General features: G+C 63.4%; 14 protein-coding genes. 5 read left to right on the top strand and 9 right to left on the bottom strand.

Features of this window, described 5'->3' with window-relative positions; genetic code table 11:
* The first annotated feature begins 12 nt into the window (after positions 1-12).
* Positions 13-531, top strand: coding sequence for a DinB family protein (locus QEH68_RS09195; protein WP_280627744.1), 519 nt, complete (start codon positions 13-15; stop codon positions 529-531).
* Positions 532-537: 6 nt separating this feature from the next.
* On the opposite strand, the gene QEH68_RS09190 is transcribed toward QEH68_RS09195, so the two are convergent.
* The 4 genes from QEH68_RS09190 to QEH68_RS09175 are packed head-to-tail and all read right to left on the bottom strand — an operon-like array spanning position 538 to position 7,666.
* Positions 538-1,548: a GNAT family N-acetyltransferase gene (locus QEH68_RS09190; RefSeq protein ID WP_280627743.1), complete on the bottom strand. Its 1,011-nt coding sequence runs from the start codon at positions 1,546-1,548 to the stop codon at positions 538-540.
* A 9-nt stretch (positions 1,549-1,557) separates the two neighbouring features.
* A complete protein-coding gene (cydD, locus tag QEH68_RS09185; protein ID WP_280627742.1) occupies positions 1,558-4,968 on the bottom strand; it encodes a thiol reductant ABC exporter subunit CydD in 3,411 nt (1,136 codons plus the stop codon).
* A gap of 7 nt (positions 4,969-4,975) precedes the next feature.
* Positions 4,976-6,055 carry a cytochrome d ubiquinol oxidase subunit II gene (cydB, locus tag QEH68_RS09180; RefSeq protein ID WP_280627741.1) on the bottom strand — a complete coding sequence of 360 codons (1,080 nt, stop codon included), beginning with the start codon at positions 6,053-6,055 and terminating at the stop codon, positions 4,976-4,978.
* An 18-nt stretch (positions 6,056-6,073) separates the two neighbouring features.
* Positions 6,074-7,666 (bottom strand): cytochrome ubiquinol oxidase subunit I, encoded by a 1,593-nt coding sequence (locus QEH68_RS09175; protein WP_280627740.1) that lies wholly within the window; start codon positions 7,664-7,666, stop codon positions 6,074-6,076.
* Between the two features lie 280 nt (positions 7,667-7,946).
* On the opposite strand from QEH68_RS09175, the gene QEH68_RS09170 reads away from it, so the two are divergent.
* The 3 genes from QEH68_RS09170 to QEH68_RS09160 are packed head-to-tail and all read left to right on the top strand — an operon-like array spanning position 7,947 to position 10,534.
* Entirely contained in the window at positions 7,947-8,333 is a 387-nt protein-coding gene (locus QEH68_RS09170) for a BlaI/MecI/CopY family transcriptional regulator (RefSeq protein WP_011774471.1), read from the top strand.
* Positions 8,334-8,338: 5 nt separating this feature from the next.
* Positions 8,339-9,325, top strand: a complete 987-nt coding sequence (locus QEH68_RS09165; protein ID WP_280627739.1) for a M56 family metallopeptidase — start codon at positions 8,339-8,341, stop codon at positions 9,323-9,325.
* A gap of 15 nt (positions 9,326-9,340) precedes the next feature.
* The gene (locus QEH68_RS09160) at positions 9,341-10,534 is read left to right on the top strand and encodes an MFS transporter (RefSeq protein ID WP_280627738.1); all 1,194 of its coding nucleotides are present in this window, start codon (positions 9,341-9,343) and stop codon (positions 10,532-10,534) included.
* Here the strand turns inward: QEH68_RS09160 and QEH68_RS09155 are convergent.
* Positions 10,531-12,639, bottom strand: a complete 2,109-nt coding sequence (locus tag QEH68_RS09155) for a DNA topoisomerase IV subunit B (RefSeq protein ID WP_207597157.1) — start codon at positions 12,637-12,639, stop codon at positions 10,531-10,533. The genes QEH68_RS09160 and QEH68_RS09155 overlap by 4 nt on opposite strands.
* Positions 12,640-12,966: 327 nt before the next feature.
* Between QEH68_RS09155 and QEH68_RS09150 the strand changes: the two genes are divergently transcribed.
* Complete coding sequence (locus QEH68_RS09150) at positions 12,967-13,188, top strand: hypothetical protein (protein WP_018778705.1); 222 nt, start codon at positions 12,967-12,969, stop codon at positions 13,186-13,188.
* A gap of 191 nt (positions 13,189-13,379) precedes the next feature.
* On the opposite strand, the gene QEH68_RS09145 is transcribed toward QEH68_RS09150, so the two are convergent.
* The 4 genes from QEH68_RS09145 to QEH68_RS09130 form a co-directional block, all read right to left on the bottom strand.
* Complete coding sequence (locus QEH68_RS09145) at positions 13,380-14,690, bottom strand: RNA polymerase sigma factor (RefSeq protein ID WP_089594537.1); 1,311 nt, start codon at positions 14,688-14,690, stop codon at positions 13,380-13,382.
* A 258-nt stretch (positions 14,691-14,948) separates the two neighbouring features.
* Positions 14,949-16,208 (bottom strand): DUF4192 domain-containing protein, encoded by a 1,260-nt coding sequence (locus tag QEH68_RS09140; RefSeq protein ID WP_280627737.1) that lies wholly within the window; start codon positions 16,206-16,208, stop codon positions 14,949-14,951.
* 99 nt (positions 16,209-16,307) lie between these two features.
* Positions 16,308-17,663: an MFS transporter gene (locus QEH68_RS09135; RefSeq protein WP_280627736.1), complete on the bottom strand. Its 1,356-nt coding sequence runs from the start codon at positions 17,661-17,663 to the stop codon at positions 16,308-16,310.
* A gap of 35 nt (positions 17,664-17,698) precedes the next feature.
* Positions 17,699-18,637 carry a PAC2 family protein gene (locus tag QEH68_RS09130; protein WP_207597154.1) on the bottom strand — a complete coding sequence of 313 codons (939 nt, stop codon included), beginning with the start codon at positions 18,635-18,637 and terminating at the stop codon, positions 17,699-17,701.
* Between the last annotated feature and the right edge of the window lie 5 nt (positions 18,638-18,642).

Genomic DNA, 18,642 nt, shown 5'->3' with positions numbered 1-18,642 from the left:
TAGACTGGCGGCATGCCGATCATCCCTGACGAAAAAGACTGGACCTGGGTGCTCTCCCAGCCCTGCCCCGAATGTGGTTTCGACCCCGCCACGGTAACTCCTTCCACGGTGCCAGGGTCGGTCCTGAACATGCTCCCCCGGTGGAGGGCTGTCCTCCGTCGGGAAGATGCGGCCGTCCGGCCTGACGACCACACATGGTCCAACCTGGAGTACGCCTGCCACGTCCGCGATGTGTTCAGCCTGTTCGACCAACGACTGAACCTGATGCTGACCGAGGATGATGCCCGGTTCGACAACTGGGACCAGGACCAGGCCGCCATCGATGGGGAGTACGGTTCGGCCGACCCCCGAACCGTGGCTGACGAACTTGAAGCGGAGGGCAGCGAGATCGCCGAGTCCTTCGCCCGGGTCACCGAGAATGACTGGCAGCGCACCGGCACCCGCAGCAACGGGTCCTCGTTTACTGTGCTGACGTTCTCCCAGTACTTCCTCCACGATGTTGTCCACCATCTGCATGACGTGGACGGCTAAGACGGGCTAGAGCATCTTCTCCCACGTCATGCTGCGGTTCACGGGTGCATAGCCCATCCGGAGGTAAAGCTCCAGCGCACCGGTGGGGTTGGCTGAATCCACATCCAGCGATGCCACCCGCATCCCGGCATCGGTGTACCGGCGCATGGCGTCCGCCAGCAGCATTTGTGCAATGCCACGGCCCCTGTAGGCGCGCCGAACGCCCAGGAGCTCCGTATAGCCCTCTGTGAAACCGCGGTCTGCTGCGGAATCGGGATCGAAGCTGCTCAGCTGGTATCCAGCCACCTCCCCCGTCCCTGAGTCGAGAACCACCGCACTGAGATCATGCCGCGCCGTGGGTTCCTCGATGGTGAAGCGCCAGGACTCTTCGTCCCTGGGTTCGCTCCCCCAGTGATCCCTGAAAGCATCGTTGTGCGCTTGACGTACGGGTTCAAAGAGCGTCGGTTCCAGCGTCCTGAGTTCCAGGCCGGCAGCCAGTGGCACTTGGGGCAGTTCGTGGGAAAGGGGCCGGTGCATTTCATTGAACCAGCGGACGGCAGCATACCCATGCCCCATCAGGAGAGTGGCCTGGTGTTCGTGCTGTTCTTCTGTCTGGATGCGGAGCCGCGGCGGTGCCTCTGTATGCCCGGCAGCCTGATCAGCGTCGAACCGCCTGCGCACCTGCTCTTCCTGCCACACCAGGACTGCTGAGCCGATCCCGCGTTGCTGCCATTCGGGATCAACACACGCCCCTCCGGTGGCTTTGTCGCCCTCCGGGTTCTTGGAAATACGTCCGTAGGCGCGTGCTGCACCGTCGGCGTCCAGACCCAGCAGGGTGCTCGTCTGCGGCGGGTTCTTGCTGGACTCCAGGATGTGGGCCAGGTCCCCGCGCTTTTCGTACCAGACGGGATGTTCGACGGCGGCCGTCCGGGCTACCAGGGCCGCCCAGTTATCAAGATCCTCCATGGTGGCAGGCCGCCACTGCAGGCCGGTGATGTCGGCATTGGGCACAGCAGGGCTTGCGGCGTTGAAAGGCATGCCAACAGGTTACTGAGGGGTACGCTTTCCCACCAGTTCCGGCGCGCCCATGCTTTGTTTCGCCGCAGGCCGGGCTGCGGGCAGTTCCAGCCGCGCATCCCCCGGATCAATGTCGTCAGGATTGTGCGTCACCAGGACAACCGTGACGTCTTTGAGGCCCTGGCGGAGAATGGCCATCATTTCCCGTGCAGAACCGGCATCCAGATGGGCGGTGGGCTCGTCGAGCAGCAGTACCGATGCCCCAGTCAAAAGGGTCCTGGCCATTGCCAGCCGCTGCCGTTCGCCTCCGCTGAGGAACGAGCCACCGGGCCCGATCCTGGCATCGAGCCCGTCCGGCAAGGCGTCCACCACCGCATCAAGTCCGACGTCGGCCAGTGCCTTGTGCATCTCGGCCTCGCTGGGCTTCGCCGCGGCCGGACGGCTGAGCAGGAGATTCCCACGGATGGTCGAGTCGAAGAGGTGCGCTTCCTGGGGGCACCAGGCAGCGGTGCCCGTCAGCTTCGCTGTTCCCCGGGTAAGCGGCAGGAAGCCCAGCAGCACGGACAGCAGCGTGGTCTTTCCCGCGCCCGAGGGCCCTGTCACCGCGAGCCAACGGCCGGGTCCGGCTTCGGCGGTGATCCCGGCGAAGGCATCGGGGCCCCCGGGCCAGGCGGCCGCCGCACCCTTCAATTCAAGCCCCGCTGAGCCGTCGCGGTCCGGGAGTGGCCGCGGGCCGCCGTCGAGTTCTGTTCGGGTTGCCCCGGAAAGATCGGTGGCAGGAGCGTCCAAAGCCCCGGACGCAGCAACCCGGCCCAGCACGTCCGCGAGCGCCGGAGCCTGGCGCACTGCGGAAACGATGCCGCTGAAGGCATCCACCAAGGCCAACTGCATCAGGACGATGACAGCCACAAGTTCGGGCGGGACTGCACCGTTGGCAACAGAAGGAGCGCTGAGGACACCTGCCCACAAGGCTGCCAGCGAGCAGGACAGGACGATCACGGCTTGGCCGAGGCCTTCAGCCCATGCCGAGCGCTGGGCAGCGACGGTGGCTTCGCGGTCTTTGGTTCGCAGATCCTTGAGGACCGGCCCGGCTACTGCGTTGGCCGTCAGTTCTGCCCGGGCGTCCAGGGCAGCGGCCACGCCGTGAAGTACCGCGGAGCGCATGTGCTGTTCGGCCTTGGCAGCGTTCCTGTCAGCCAGGACGGCAAGGAGCGGAGCGATTGCAAGTCCCACAACGGAGGCCAGCACAACAGCGGGCAGGGCGGCGGGCAGGACGACGGCGGTGGCTGCGATCGCCGCTGCTCCCACCCCCACTGCGGTGACGGGTGGCAGAGCGACCCGTGGCAGGAGATCCCGGAGGGTATCGACGTCGTCCACGATTGCGCCAAGAACATTGCCGCCTTGGAGAAGGCGCCTCAATGACAGTGCCCTGCGGCTCAGTGTCTCCCACAGTGCTCCGCGGAGGCGGGTCATAGCGGCGAACACGGCGTCGTGGGTCAGGAGCCGCTCACAGTAGCGCAGGACTGCCCTGCCGATTCCGAAGAATCTGACGCCCACGATCGCGCCCAGCAAGTAGAGGATGGGCGGTTGTTCGCTCGCCCTGATGATCAGCCACCCGGACAAACCTGACAGTGCTACCGCGAACAGGGCAGCCAGGACTGCCACGGTGCCGGCTGCGACAAACTTCCACTGCACGGGCTTGAGGATCCCCATCAGGCGCTTCAGGCTGCCGGCCTGTGGGGCGCTCTGGGTAAGACCATCGGTCATGGGTGTCTGGCGCTGCTCGCCAGCGGCCTTCTCCAGAGTGTCACCCGTGCGCTTGGACGGAACCATGGGCGCATTATGGAAGCGTTTGTTCCCCACGGGCACCACGTGGTCCGCGAGCGCACGGGTTGCGGCGTCGTGGGCCACCAGGATGACAGTCACGTTGCCTCGCAGTGACTCGATGGCGTCGCGGACCACGCTGGCTGAGTAAGGGTCTAGGTGTGCGGTGGGCTCGTCGAGCAGCAGGACGGTGGCCCCTGCTTCCACCCGTGCCAATCCACGGGCGAGCGCAACACGGCGTAGTTCGCCGGGGCTCAGCTCGGCCGGGTTCTTCGCAGCCAGGTGCGCAGCCTTTGCTTTCGACAGAACTCGTGTGACGGCTTGGGCGGCATCTCCGTTGTACCCGTCAAGATACAGCGACACTTCTTCCTGGACGGTCTCTGTTGCCATGGCGGGGTGTTGGGGCACCCATGCCACGGCCCCCTTCCCGGCTCCAGTGACCGTTCCCGTTACGCCGGCTCCCGGCCCTGGTCCGATCAGCCCGGCAAGGACACCAAGGACGGTGCTCTTCCCGGCGCCGCTGTCGCCGTCGAGGGCTGTGATACTTCCCCGCGGAGCGGTAAAACTGAGGGGCCCGACGGCGGCTGTGGACCTCCCGTGATAAGTCACCGCCAACCCGTCAACCACAACGCCGGACGGCGTGTTGTTTGAGGATTCTTTGTCCATCAGGGGTTGGTGCGCGGGGGCATCCAGCACGGCATGGGTGGTTTCCAAGGCGGCCCTGCCGTCGTCGCTGGCGTGGTGGGCCGTACCAAGCTCCCGAAGCGGCAGGTAGCAGTCCGGGGCCAGGATGAGGGCCAGAAGGCCGGCTTCCAGCGCCATGTCGCCGCCCACAAGCCTGACACCAATGAACACGGCAACAACGGCAACGGAGATCGTGGCAATGAGTTCGAGCGCCAACGCTGACAGGAAGGCTGTGCGGAGCGTTCCCATGGTCCGGCTCCGGTACTGCTCCGAAATGTCTTCCAAGGCCGCCCGTTGTTCGGTGGCGCGGCCCAGGCCCACCAGCACCGGAAGGCCCTTGGCCAGTTCCAGGATGTGCCCGGAGAGCTTCCGGAGGGTTGTCTGGGCGTCCCTGACGTTGTCCTCCGTGTGCCGGCCAATCAGGACCATGAACAACGGCACCAGCGGAACGGTCAGGACGATCACTACCGCGCTGACCCAGTCGGCAAAGAGAATCCTGGTCCCGATCAACAGCGGCACCGTGGCGCAATTGACCAAGGCGGGCAGGTACTGGGTGTAGTAGTCGTCCAGCGCATCCAGGCCCCGCGTCGCCAGGATGGCCAGGCCGCCGTCGTTCATTCCTTCGACCGGGGATGAACCACGGTCGGCCAGTGAGCGCCGCAGCAGCTGCGCCCGCAACTCCTCCTTGACACCCAGGGCTGCACGCCTGGAGGCGATACCCTGGCCCCAGACCGTGAGTGACCTCAGGACTGCTCCCACGGCACCCCAGACGAGTCCGCTGCTCCAGTCCCCCGTTCCGGAAGCGAGCCCTGCCAGCATCCCCGCCACGGCCTGGGCCATGAGCACCAGGGACAGCGCCTTGAGGGCGGACAGGAGCCCAATGAGGTAGAGCGCGGATCGGGTGGCCGGGCCGGAGGGGAACACGGGCTTCATGGGGCGGTTAGCCTTCCTTGGTGCTTGCGGTTGGCTGGCTGTCCTTGGAGATCAGGACCTTGGCGGCAATCGCGGGAAGGAAGCCGTGCGCTTCAGGGATGTGCGCCGCGCTGACACGTCGGCGGAATACCCAGTAGGTCCAGGACTGGTACGCGATCACCAAGGGCAGTCCTACGGCTGCCACAATGCTCATCAGTCCAAGTGTGTAGTCCGAGGATGAGGCATTTGAAATGGTCAGGTTGAACGCTGGGTCAAGGGTGGAAGGAATCACCACGGGGAAGGCTGCCCCGAAAATCGAAGCGGTGGCGCACACAATGAACCCACCCAGGGCACCGAAGGCGCGACCTTCTGCCCCTGCCCTGGCCAGCGTCCAGGCCAGGACGACAGCTACGACTCCGGCCGCCACCAGGGCCCAGGTCCACGGCTTGCCGCTGAGGAATTGCACTGACACCATCCAGCCGAACATCGGCAACACCGCAAACGGCACCAACCGCACAAACCAGCGGCGGGCACGGTGCCGCACATCGCCGTCGGTTTTGAGGGCCAGGAACGCAAGGGCGTGGACCAGGGCGAACGCCACCACACCGAAACCGCCCAGCAGCGCATAGCCACTGAACCAGGACATCGGGCCGCCGCTGCGGTCTCCGTTGGCGTTCAACGGAAGGCCGGTGGTGGTCAGCGCCAAAGCGGCACCGATGCCGAAGGCTGCGACAAAGGATCCGACGGCGATCGCCCAGTCCCAGCGGTTCCGCCAGCGCTCTGAGTCCACTTTGCCGCGGTATTCGAAGGCGACAGCCCGGAAGATCAGCGCGGCCAGGACTGCCAGGAGTGGTAGGTAGAGGGCGGAGAACAGCGAGGCGTACCAGAGCGGGAAGGCTGCGAAAGTGGCTCCGGCTGCAGTGAGCAGCCATACCTCGTTGCCGTCCCACACGGGGCCGATGGTGTTGAGCAGCACACGGCGGTCCGTGTTGTTGCGGGCAAACAGCTTCATGAGCATGCCGACGCCAAGGTCAAAGCCCTCCAGGTAGAGGTAGCCCGTCCACAGCACCGCGATGGCAACAAACCAGATGGTTGGCAACAGTTCCATTGTCAGTTTCCCCTGTCTCTAGTAGGCGAAGGCCAGGACGTCGTCGCCGGACTTGTCCGGACCGGCGTCGTTCTTGTCGTCGTCGTCCGTGTCCTTGGCCGGGTGGGCCAGCTCCGGCATCGCGGAGGCCACCCCGCCCCGGATGTACTTGACCAGCAGCTTCACTTCGACCACCAGCAATACGGCGTAGATGGCGGTGAGGACCACCAGCGAGGTCAGGAGCTCCCCGGCGCTGACCCCCGGCGACACGGCGGCAGCTGTGAACATGAAGACCTGGTCGATGCCGTTCATGTCCGGGTTGGGCGCCACCACGAACGGTTGCCGTCCCATTTCGGTGAAGATCCATCCCGCGGCGTTGGCTCCGAAGGGTGCAAGAATGCCGAAGACGGCGAGGCGCATGAGCCACTTCGATTGCGGCACTACGCCCTTGCGGGTCACCCAGAGAGCCAGCAGTGCGGCAAAGGCTGCGATCCCGCCGAAGCCGATCATCATGCGGAAGCCCCAGTAGGTCACCTCCATCACAGGCACGTACTGGATTTCCTGCCCCGCACGGTCGCCGTACAGCGGGTTGTCCGGGAGATGGGTTCCGTACTTTTCCTTGTACTCGCCCAGCAGGCTGTTGACACCCTTCACTTCGGTGGTGAAGTCACCCTTGGCCAGGAAAGAGAGGATGCCGGGTACTTCGATCACGGCAACAATGTCATCGCAGTTGGTGGCGCCGAGGTTGCCAACACTCAGGACCGAGAAGCCCGTGCCGTCGTGGCAGGCGGCTTCTGCGGCAGCCATTTTCATGGGCTGTTGTTCAAACATCAGCTTGCCCTGAAGGTCGCCCGTGATGGCGGTGCCGGCGAAGGAAATCATGGCAACCACGGCACCGATCCGGAGGCTCTTCATCCACACGGTGTAGTCCGAAGTGTCCCGGCCCGGGATCGCAGCTTCACCGGAGACCAGCTTGCCGTCCTTGCCCACGACGTCGATGCCGTCATGCCGGCGACGCCACAAGTGGTACCAGGCGATGCCCAGGAGGAACGCACCGGCAACTGCCAACGCACCGAACAGCGTGTGCGGTACAGCCACCAGCGCTGTGTTGTTGGTGAAAACTGCCCAGGCGTCGGTCATCACGGGCCGTCCGTCCACCATCTCCACTCCCACAGGGTGCTGCATCCAGGAGTTCGCCACGATGATGAAGTAGGCGGAGAAGACGGAACCAATGACGGCAATCCACAGGCAAGCCAGGTGCACGCCGCGCTTGAGTTGCTTCCACCCGAAGATCCACAACCCCAGGAACGTTGATTCAACAAAGAAGGCCAGAAGGGCCTCGAGGGCAAGCGGCGCGCCGAACACATCACCGACGAACCGGCTGTACTCGCTCCACGCCATGCCGAACTGGAATTCCTGCACGATGCCCGTGGCCACGCCCATGATGAAGTTGATGAGGAAGAGCTTTCCCCAGAACTTGGTCATCCGCAGGTACTCGGGCTTGCCCGTGCGGTACCAGATGGTTTGCATAATGGCCACCACCAGTCCCAGGCCGATAGTGAGGGGCACCATCATGAAGTGGTAGACGGTAGTGATACCGAATTGCCAGCGTGCGATTTCCAAGGCGTCCATGGCTGTCCTTTGTACGGCGGACCGAAGTACGATGACGTTACTTCTACGTTGCGTAGAAAACTTGTCTTCTACACAGTGTAGAACAAATGGCGGGCGACGAAACCCATTCTTCAAGTGGCGTAACCCACGCGCAAGGGCTCCCCAGTGGCCGCGGCGCGCCGATAGTTCTACCTCACGTAGAATGAAGAGCTGAAAAGCGGTAGATTTATGGTGGAATGTTGGATCATCGCTCCCGGCAGCAGTTACCCTGCACCGGGAAGCGGAAGGTAGGGACGTATAGATGGCAAGTCTTGGGGAACTGGAACGGGCAGTCATGGATCTGCTCTGGGCAGGCCAGGAGGCTGCAACTGCCAATACCCTGCGCGATCTGTTGGCGCAGGATTCCGAGGCCGGAGATGGCACTGCGGGACATCAAGGCAAGGATCTGGCCGTGACCACGGTGCTTACCGTGCTGTCACGCCTGGAAAAGAAGGGGCTGGTGGAGCGTGAGCGCGGTACCCGTCCGCACCGCTACCAAGCTGTTTCCAGCCGCGCTGACCACACCGCCGAACTGATGCATGAAGTCCTGGGCTCCGCCCCGGACCGCGAGGCCGTCCTGGCCCGCTTCATTGGTTCCGTCACCGAAAGTGAAGCCGCTACCCTGCGCAAACTGCTCGGCTACAATTAGCCACTATGTTCTGGACCTCATACCTGCTTGCGGTCCTGGCATTGATTTTGGCATGGCCGGTGCCCGTCCTGCTGTCCCGCGCCCAGTGGCCGGCACGCTCGCCCTTCACGGCCATGGTCCTGTGGCAGGCGATCGCCCTCGCCGGTGGACTGTCCATGATCGGCGCCATGCTGGTCTACGGGCTGGAGCCCATCGGCGACAACCTCATTGCCGGTCTCAAGAGCCTGGCCGGCATGGTCTTCAACAACGAACCCACCACAGCGCTGGGTTTTTGGCACCTCTTCGCACTGTCCGCGGCAGCGCTCCTGACCGCGCACCTGGTTTTCACCCTGCTCCTGACCTATTACAAGATCGAGCGCCAACGGCGGCGGCACCGCGAACTGCTGGCCTTGCTCGCCTCACCGTCCGACGACGGCCCCGGCACCGTGGTCATCAACCACGACTCCCCTGTGGCGTACTGCCTCCCCGGCGGCGCCCGATCCGTCACGGTCTTGTCCGACGGCCTGATGGCAGCCCTGGAGCCGGCTGAACTCAGAGCCGTCCTCATTCACGAGAACGCCCACCTGTCCCAGCGCCACGACCTCCTGCTGTGGGCCTTCGCCGCCTGGCGCCAGGCCCTGCCGTGGTTCCCCACCACGCGGCTGGCCCAGACCGCGGTGAACTCCCTGATCGAGATGCTGGCCGATGACGTCGCCTTGCGGACCGAAAGCAAAGGCACCCTGATCAAGGCCATCGCGATCGTCGCCAGCGGAACCTCCCAGCCCGCCATCGGAACCGGGGCACTCAACGCCGGCGGCGCCGTGATCGAAGGCAATGCCGTCAGTGCCACCGGAGGGGCGGACTCACCACGCACGACGGCGTCACGCGTCAGCCGCCTCCTCTCACCCCAGCCTCCACTTACCAAGGGCCTGCGTATCCTTGTCCTGGTGGTATCGGCCTTGCTGCTGGCAGTGCCGACCGCGCTGTTGATCGTCCCGGGACTGTTGGGCTGAACGGGATTGTGAAGCGTGAATCCCACTGACGCCGCGGCCTTCCCCGTCCACGCCTATCAGCGCTGGCCGCTCTACGCTGCGGGATTCACCACCGCCTTCGGCGCGCATGCTGTCGCTGCCGGCCTGGGGGCCGAAAGCGCGGACATTGGATTGAGCCTGCTGGCCTTGGGCGTACTGCTGGCCTTGTACGACATCGCCGAAGTGTTCCTGAAGCCGGTGTTTGGCGCCCTGAGTGACCGCATCGGGCCAAAACCGGTCATCGTGGGTGGGCTCCTGGCCTTCTCCGCGGCCTCACTTACCGGGTTGTGGGCCGACCAGCCTGCCATGCTCGCTATGGCGCGACTGGGACAGGGAATGGCGGCTTCGGCGTTCTCACCGGCATCATCGGCCGGCGTGGCACGCCTCGCGGGAAAGCACACCGGACGGTATTTCGGACGATACGGTTCGTGGAAGGGGCTCGGCTACGCGGTAGGACCGCTGCTGGGAGCTGTTGCCATCATCAGCGGCGGCTTCCCTCTCCTCTTCGGCGTTCTGTCCGCCCTGGGCCTCATTGTTGCCATGTGGGCAGCGGTGGCGGTGCCGCGTTTGGCGCCACTGCCCCGCCCCCGGTACACCATTGTGGATGTATGGCGCCAGAGCACCGAGAGATCATTCCTGGGCCCTACACTGGTCCTGGCTGCAGCCACCGGGGCCTTGGGCGCAGCCGTCGGCTTCCTTCCTGCCTTGGCGGCACGCGAAGGCCTTGGCACGGCAGGAAGCGTGGCGGTTGTAACGGTATTGGCCCTTGCGTCGTCGCTGATACAACCTCGCATCGGCAGGCTACGGGACCAGGGCTTCCTCGCCGACAAGCCGGGCATGGTGGCAGGCTTGCTCTGCATCGCGGCGGGCACACTGATGGCAGGGCTCCTCCCCGGAGCGGTTTGGATCTACCTTGCTGCCGTCCTGATCGGCGCAGGGATAGGCATTTCCACACCCCTGGCTTTTGCGCACCTGGCAGACTCGACCCCCTCCGAACGGCTGGGCAGAACCATGGGTTCAGCCGAGCTGGGACGCGAACTCGGCGATGCCGGCGGTCCGTTGCTGGTGGGCGGCATCGCCGTGGCGGCCGGACTTCCCTGGGGATTGGGAGCCTTGGCACTGCTGGTGGGGCTGACGGCATTCGCCGCGCCGGGAACCAAGGAACCAGCGGCTCCGTCCACCTCCGGCTAGGCGTCGATGCGTTCCCGGTCCAGTGTGGCGGCGCCGGCAATGATGAACTCCTTGCGGGGCGCAACATCCGAGCCCATGAGAAGGTCAAAGACCTCTTCAGCGCGCTGGGCGCTGTCGATGCCAACCTTCCGCAGAGTCCGGTGCCGTGGATCCATGGTGGTCTCTGCCAGTTGCTGCGCATCCATTTCGCCCAAGCCCTTGTAGCGCTGGATGGGCTCTTTGTAGCGCTTGCCTTCCTTGGCAAGGTTCGCCAGGAGGACATGAAGCTCCGCCTCGGAGTAGGTGTAGATCATCTCGTTGGCCTTCTGGCCGGGGTTGATCACCTCCACCCGGTGAAGGGGCGGAACTGCCGCAAACACTCGGCCTGCTTCCACCATGGGGCGCATGTAGCGGAAGAACAGGGTCAGCAGCAAGGTCCGGATATGCGCGCCGTCCACGTCGGCGTCGGTCATGAGAATGACCTTGCCGTAACGGGCTGCCTCAATATCGAAGCTGCGACCCGAGCCGGCCCCAACTACCTGAATAAGCGCCGCGCACTCGGCATTGGAGAGCATGTCGCCCACGGAAGCTTTTTGGACGTTCAGGATTTTTCCGCGGATGGGCAGCAGGGCCTGGAAGTCGGAAGACCTGGCGAGCTTGGCTGTACCCAGGGCGGAGTCACCTTCAACGATGAACAACTCTGAACGGGCAACATCGTCCGTGCGGCAATCGGCCAGCTTGGTGGGCATCGAGGAGGTTTCCAACGCATTCTTGCGACGCTGGGTTTCCTTATGAACACGCGCCGAGATGCGCGACTTCATTTCGCTGACCATCTTTTCCAGCAGGAGCGCCGACTGGGCCTTGTCGTTACGGTTGGCCGAGTTCAACCGGCCAGTGATCTCCTTTTCCACCACTTTGGCCACGATGGCCCGTACCGCCGACGTACCCAGGATCTCCTTGGTCTGGCCCTCGAACTGCGGCTCCGCAAGCCGGACAGTCAAAACGGCAGTGAGCCCGGCGAGAATGTCATCCTTCTCGATTTTGTCGTTACCGGCCTTGAGCTTGCGGGCATTCGTTTCCACAGCCTTGCGGAAGGTCTTCAGCAACGCCGCCTCAAAGCCCGACTGGTGGGTACCGCCCTTGGGAGTGGCGATGATGTTGACGAAGCTGCGCATGGTGGTTTCGTAGCCGATTCCCCAACGCAGGGCAATATCGACCTCACAATCGCGTTCGACTTCCGCGATCTTGCTGTGCCCCTTGTCGTCCAGCACCGGGACCGTTTCCTTGAACTTTCCGGAACCGTGGAGTCGCCAAACATCCGTCACCCCGGCATCTGCGGCCAGGAACTCAACGAATTCCGAGATGCCTCCGTCATGATGGAACACTTCCTCGTGTGCACCGTTCTCACCCGGAGTCCCGGGGAGCTTGCGTTCATCGCGGACCGTGATCTTCAGGCCGGGCACAAGGAAGGACGTCTGGCGGGCCCTCGCGGCAAGGTCATCGTAGGAGAACTTCGCATCAGGTGTGAAAATCTGCCGGTCCGCCCAGTAGCGGACCCGGGTTCCCGTTACCCCGCGCTTGGCCTTGCCCACGACGTCCAGCACGGAGTTCTCAACGAACGGCTCAAAGGGAGCCTCGGGGCCAGGCTTCGAACCCGAATCCACGAACCGGCCGGGCTCACCCCGGCGGAAGGACATTTGGTAGGTCTTGCTGCCGCGATCCACCTGAACGTCCAGGCGGCTGGACAGAGCATTGACCACAGAAGCGCCAACGCCATGCAGGCCGCCGGATGCCGTATAGGAACCGCCGCCGAACTTGCCGCCCGCGTGCAGCTTGGTGAAGACGACCTCGACGCCGGAGAGACCGGTCTTGGGTTCAACGTCCACCGGGATGCCACGGCCGTCGTCGTGGATTTCCACCGAGTTGTCGGCGTGCAGGATCACCTTGATGTCGTGGCCGAATCCCGCCAGGGCTTCATCAACGGCGTTGTCGATGATTTCCCAGAGGCAGTGCATAAGGCCACGGGAGTCGGTGGAACCGATGTACATGCCCGGGCGTTTGCGGACGGCTTCCAAGCCTTCAAGGACAGACAGGTGCCGGGCGTTGTATTCAGAACTCGGTGCCACTCGCAGTGTGCTCCTTCGGGGTATATCTCAAGGTGAATCTGGGGGTGCTTCCCAGCCGTCCAGTTGCTGCTCAGTGCCGGAAATTGCTGGTAACTGCTGGTAATTACTGGTAATCGCTGGTGAATGCTGGTAACTCAGGGCAAACACTGCCCATACTAGGCTAGCCCCGACCGACCGGTGCCACTGGGTGCCACTCCCTGTACGGGCCAATCTGTGTGGTTACGTTACGCACATGTGATACGCGGACAGCGAAAGTGACCCATCCTTGCCATGGATCTGCGTCGAATGCTGGTTATATGGATGTACGGAACTACTAAGGAGGCCGACATGACAACAGCAGTTGCAGACCGCACGCTAAACGCAGCTGACCGGTGCGATCGTTGCGGAGCCCAGGCATATGTCCGCGTTGTACTCGAGTCCTCCGGTGGTGAGCTGCTTTTCTGCGGCCACCACGCACGTGCAGTTGAAGCTACGCTCCGGCCCATGACTTCGGACTGGCACGATGAGACCGAGCGCCTCAACGAGAAGGCACCCGTCCCCGTCGACTAGGCAGGGCAGCCCGCACAGCCGGACTCCCTTGTTCAGCAAGTATTGTGTTGATCAGATAACGAGGCTCCTCCCATCAGGGAGGGGCCTTGTTGCTTCCCGGGTGTGCCCGGGAATTTGCCCCTTGAACGGCAATCAACAAAAAGCGGCCCGGTCGGTTATCCGACTGGGCCGCTTTTGCAGTGCGGGCAGATTTAGTCCAGGTAGTCCCGGAGGACCTGCGAGCGGGACGGGTGCCGCAGCTTGGACATTGTCTTCGATTCGATCTGGCGGATGCGCTCACGCGTGACTCCGTAGACCTTGCCGATTTCGTCTAAAGTCTTCGGCTGGCCGTCCGTCAGGCCGAATCGCATGGCCACCACGCCGGCTTCGCGCTCAGACAGGGTGTCCAGCACCGAGTGAAGCTGCTCCTGCAGGAGCGTGAAGCTGACAGCGTCGGCCGGAACTACAGCTTCCGAGTCCTCAATCAGGTCACCGAACTCGGAGTCTCCATCCTCGCCGAGCGGGGTGTGGAGCGAGATCGGCTCGCGTCCGTACTTCTGGACCTCTACGACCTTCTCAGGGGTCATATCCAGCTCCAGAGCCAGCTCTTCCGGCGTTGGTTCGCGGCCAAGGTCCTGGAGCATTTGCCGCTGGACACGTGCCAGCTTGTTGATGACTTCCACCATGTGCACCGGAATACGGATGGTGCGGGCCTGGTCAGCCATGGCGCGCGTGATGGCCTGGCGGATCCACCAGGTGGCGTACGTGGAGAACTTGAAGCCCTTGGTGTAGTCGAACTTCTCCACTGCACGAATAAGGCCAAGGTTGCCTTCCTGGATCAGGTCCAGGAAGAGCATGCCACGACCCGTGTAGCGCTTGGCCAAGGAAACGACGAGACGCAGGTTGGCCTCGAGCAGGTGGTTCTTGGCGCGCTTTCCGTCGTGAATGACGAACTCAAGTTCACGCTTGAGTTTGGGATCCATGGATCCGTCATCAGCGTTGATCTTTTCCTCGGCAAAAAGGCCGGCTTCAATGCGAAGCGCCAGGTCCACTTCCTGCTCTGCGTTCAGCAGGGCGACCTTGCCGATCTGCTTCAGGTAGTCCTTGACGGGGTCGGCGGTTGCGCCCGCGGACATGACCTGCTGGACCGGGGCGTCGTCGTCGTCAGCGTCGGAGTAGACGAATCCCGAGCCGGACGGGGCGGGCTTGTCCTTGGCGGCGGCTGCGCCATCCTCGGTGTCATCTTCCCCGACTTCGACTTCCTCCGCTGCTGCGGGATCAAAGTCTTCGTCCTCGGCAGTGGCTTCCTCGGAGTCGGAGCCGGACTTGTTAGCGGCCTCAGCGGCGGCCTTCGCGCCGGGCTTGGGCCCACGCTTCTTCGGTGCGGGCTTGTCAGAGTCACCCTCTGAAGCCTTGTTGGCAGCGCGTGTCGCCGCGCGCTTTGCCGACGTGGCCGCCTTCTTTTCCTCGGCGGTCAATTCAGCCTGGGCGGCGGGTTCCTTCTCGACGGAAGACGGAGTCACAGAAAACCTTTCTAGCGGCGGTCTGTGGAATCACCATACGGGCAACACCACTATGACCCTGTCAAGTCCGCGATCAATTTCAAATGCGATCGCCGTCTGCAGAGTCTGTAGATAGAACTCCCGACAACGCTGATTTGTTCCCGTTTCCGGGCTCAAGCAGGCATTCAAACGCGGACCCAACCGGGTCTCGGCATCCATTGTCTCACGGTTTTGCGAAACCCATGCCTGTTGAAGTTCCACCACGTGGGTACAGGCGTCCTACACAGGTGCTTGTCTGGGCCCCCTCCACGCCGAGCCGGGCCGGCTCGCCCACCGACAAACGGCGCCCTGGCCCAGGACCTCCATCAGCAGTTCGGCCAACCGATAACCAGGACGGGCAGTTTCGGCCCGAGCAAGGCATGCATGGGCGATTGAACCGCTGCCCTTGCACCATGTGATCCACCCCTGAAGCGTGAACGCCGCGGCAGCCACATCACCCGACTCTTCTTCCACGCACAGCCCGGCAAGGACGCGGTGCAACGCATCAACGCGAGGCCAGCACGGCGTATCGGGGCGCATTCCCAGCAGGACATCGCCATAAGTGAAGACATCCCCGTGCCCACTCGAACCACTCGGAGCAGTGGCTGGCGGGTAGGTGGCGGATGCCGTTACGACGAGTTCGCCAACATCAAACGGCGGCGCGCACGACTCGTCGTCGCTGAAGAATTCAAAAGCAGCAGCGCCCGATACTGCAGAGTCCATGCCGGCGGCCGCCATCACCACCACGGCATCCCGCCAAGCCGGCACCCTCAGCGTGGTCCTGAGGAATCCGATCAGTTGCGCGTCAGTCTCCGGCTGCAAAGGAGCACCATGCTCGACTCTGGCGAGGACGTGATGCCAGACCGCAAGGACGGATTCCAGGCATCGCCCACTGCGCCATGTGCCGAGGATGCGCTCTCCCCATCGGATCTCCGCTTCCACCACGGAAGGATCCAACGGTCCTGATCTGGCAAGTGAGGGTTGTCCGGTGCCGCTCCTCGGCGACGGACCGACTGCACTCCCCTGGTAAACGAGCTCAGCGTTCAAGCGGCTGTCCTTGATGCGGGCCACCGGAAGTCCTGGATCCGGGCAACAGCTTTTGTCCGAACAGAAGGCGCTGCGCCAATAGTTGGTTCCGATCAGCCAGGCATCCCGCACCGACAAGTCAACCTCGTCGAGGGACAGTTGCAAGGCTTCAATCATTGGCATCGCCTGGTCGACGACGGTTCCATCGGCCCAACCGGATTCGGTGTAGACAGCAAGCACCACACCGTTGGCGGCTTCGTCCGCCACCAGGTATTGGCGTATCTGTTCAGCGAAACCGACAAGTGCCCGGGGCGACCGGCGGGACGGCAGATCCACCCGCAGCGTGGCTCCCAGCATTTTCCCCTGCATGGTGATGGCAACCAGGCTGTCCTCGGGCCAATAGCCCAGCAGGTGGGGGATATAGCCAAGAATGTCTTCAGGTTGGTGGATGCTCAGTGTTCTCTTGGTGGTCATGCATCCAGCCTGCGTACGTCCGGCTGGCAGAAACAGACCATACCTTGCCTATGTGGAAAAGCTGGTCCGTTTCACGCCGGGGCAAGGGCGGCAGCCGCGCTACTGATCCTTTGCGGCGGTGGCACGCGAGGCGCGCCTTTTTTCCACGCGCTCCCGGCGCTGATTGGCCAGGGTTGCCACCAACGGCTGTACATGGATTCCCTGGGCGGCCATCTGCCGCCGGACTTTACGCCGGGTCACCAGGATGAGGACCGTTCCCAGGCCAAGGAGCAGGAACTGCACGCTGAGTGCGATGCGGAACGGTGCCAGTCCGTACAAATCGCCACCCGAGAAACCGCTGGCATTCAAGAGGTCCAGAACCAGGCCGATGAGGTAAATCGCAACAAGTGCCGCAATGAAGCCACCCACGTTCACAATTCCGGTTGCCGTGCCGATCCGGTGCGAGGGGTTGAAGGTCCGTGCAAAGTCGAAACCGATCATGGACCCCGGACCTCCAACCGCCAATACCACTACCAGCACGACCAGCATCCACAACGGAGCGCGGTCAGGAAGGAGGAGAACGGCAGCCCACGCCACAGCGGTGGCAAAGGTGATCAGCAGGACCATCGCTGAGCGTCTCATGGGGTGTTTGGAGACGAAACGGCCAAAGCCCGGACCCGCAATGATGGCGGTTGCCACAAAGAGCGCCATCAAAGCGGAGACTGTTCCGGCATCAAGTCCCTGGGCCGAGAGCAGGAAAGGGTAGCCCCAGGTCATGGCGAACAGGTTTCCGCTGAACTGGACGGTGAAGTGGCTCCACAGCCCCAGCCGGGTCCCCGGCTGTTTCCAAGCGCGTGACAGAGAGACTCCCGTGGCCCTCAGGCCTTGCCCGGACTCCTTGGGCGGATGCCCGGGAGGTGCATCCCGCAGCATCGCGAGTACCAGCACCACAGCCAGCACTGACATGGCCGCAAGGGTGAGGAACGCGGGGGTCCACCCGGAAGTGTGAAGGAGAAGCGCAAACGGAACCACACTGAAGAGCTGCCCCAACTGGCCGGACATCCCGGTGAGCTGGGTAACCAAGGGAACCTTGGCGGGAGCGAACCACAACGGCACCAGACGGATGACCGAAATGAACGTCATGGCGTCACCGGCACCCACCAGGACCCTGCCAAGGACACCTCCGGGCACACTGTCCGCGAACGCGAGCTGCAATTGGCCCAGCCCCATCAGGACTGCTCCCCCGGCGATCATGGCCCGTGAACCGAACCTGTCCACCAGGACGCCGACCGGAATCTGCAGCCCTGCATAGACCAGGAGTTGAAGCACGGTGAAGAAGGAGATGGCGGCTGCACTGGCATGGAACCGCTCAGTAGCCTCCAATCCAGCAACGCCGAAGGACGTTCGTTGCGCCACCGCCACCAGGTAGGCGAACACGCCGATCGTCCAGATAAGCCAGGCGCGGGGTGCATTCACCCCTCAATTATGCCTGTCACCTCCTGAAAGATGATTTATTGAGGCGAGTCCTTACGGGCCAAATAGGCCTCGACTGCAGCTCCGATGTCCTCGGCATTGGGCAGCTCATCGTTCTCGTCCGCCAGCAGCGAGCGGCGGACCACTCCCTCGGATTTCTCGTCGTACCGGGCCTCCAGATTGGTGACCACCGCTTGGACCTCTTCCGAGGCCTCAATCTGTTCCGCGATCTGGCGACCAACTTCCCGGCCTGACTCACGGAGCCGGTCGGTGGGCAGCATCAGCGATGTTGCCGCCCCCAGGTACTCCAGGCCGGCTACAGCCGCCGGAGGATATTCGGCTTCTGACAAGTAATGCGGAACATGGATGACATAGCCCGCCACGTTGCGTTCCGCTTCCGTCAGCCGGAGTTCAAGAATGTGGCCGATGGCAGCGGGAACGTCCACAGTGGGCTTCCAGCTGGAAATCCCTTCAATGAGATCGGGGCGGTTGCCATGAACGGTGACTCCCACAGGCCGCGTGTGCGGGACAGGCATGGGGATGGAGTGGATCCAGGTGACCAGGTTGACGTCCAGCTCTTCAACAATCCCGACGACGGCCCTTGAGAAACGCTCCCACTGGAGGTCCGGTTCGAAGCCTGCCAGCAACAGGAACGGTTGACCGAGTCCGTCGGTCAACTTATACAGACCAAGCTTGGGGGCCTGGTAATCCTGTACGTGGTCTTCCACGAAGCTGATGTGGGGGCGGCGCGAACGGTAGTCGATCAGTTGGTCGGCATCGAACATGGCCACTACCTCGGCGTCGAGCTCGTCCAGCAGTTCCGCGTTGATCTGCCGGACCACCTGGCCGGCGTCGGCAAAGCCGGTGAATCCCATGACCATGTTCAGCCCGCGGAGCTCAGGGCTGTGGAAGGTCTCGATGTTGCGCGCGTACAGCGATTCAGGGTCCAGGAGGGAGCCGGATATCCGTTCAAACACGGCGT

Source organism: Paenarthrobacter sp. OM7 (genome assembly GCF_029873575.1).
Classification (GTDB): domain Bacteria; phylum Actinomycetota; class Actinomycetes; order Actinomycetales; family Micrococcaceae; genus Arthrobacter.
This window is presented reverse-complemented; position numbering and strand designations above follow the sequence as displayed.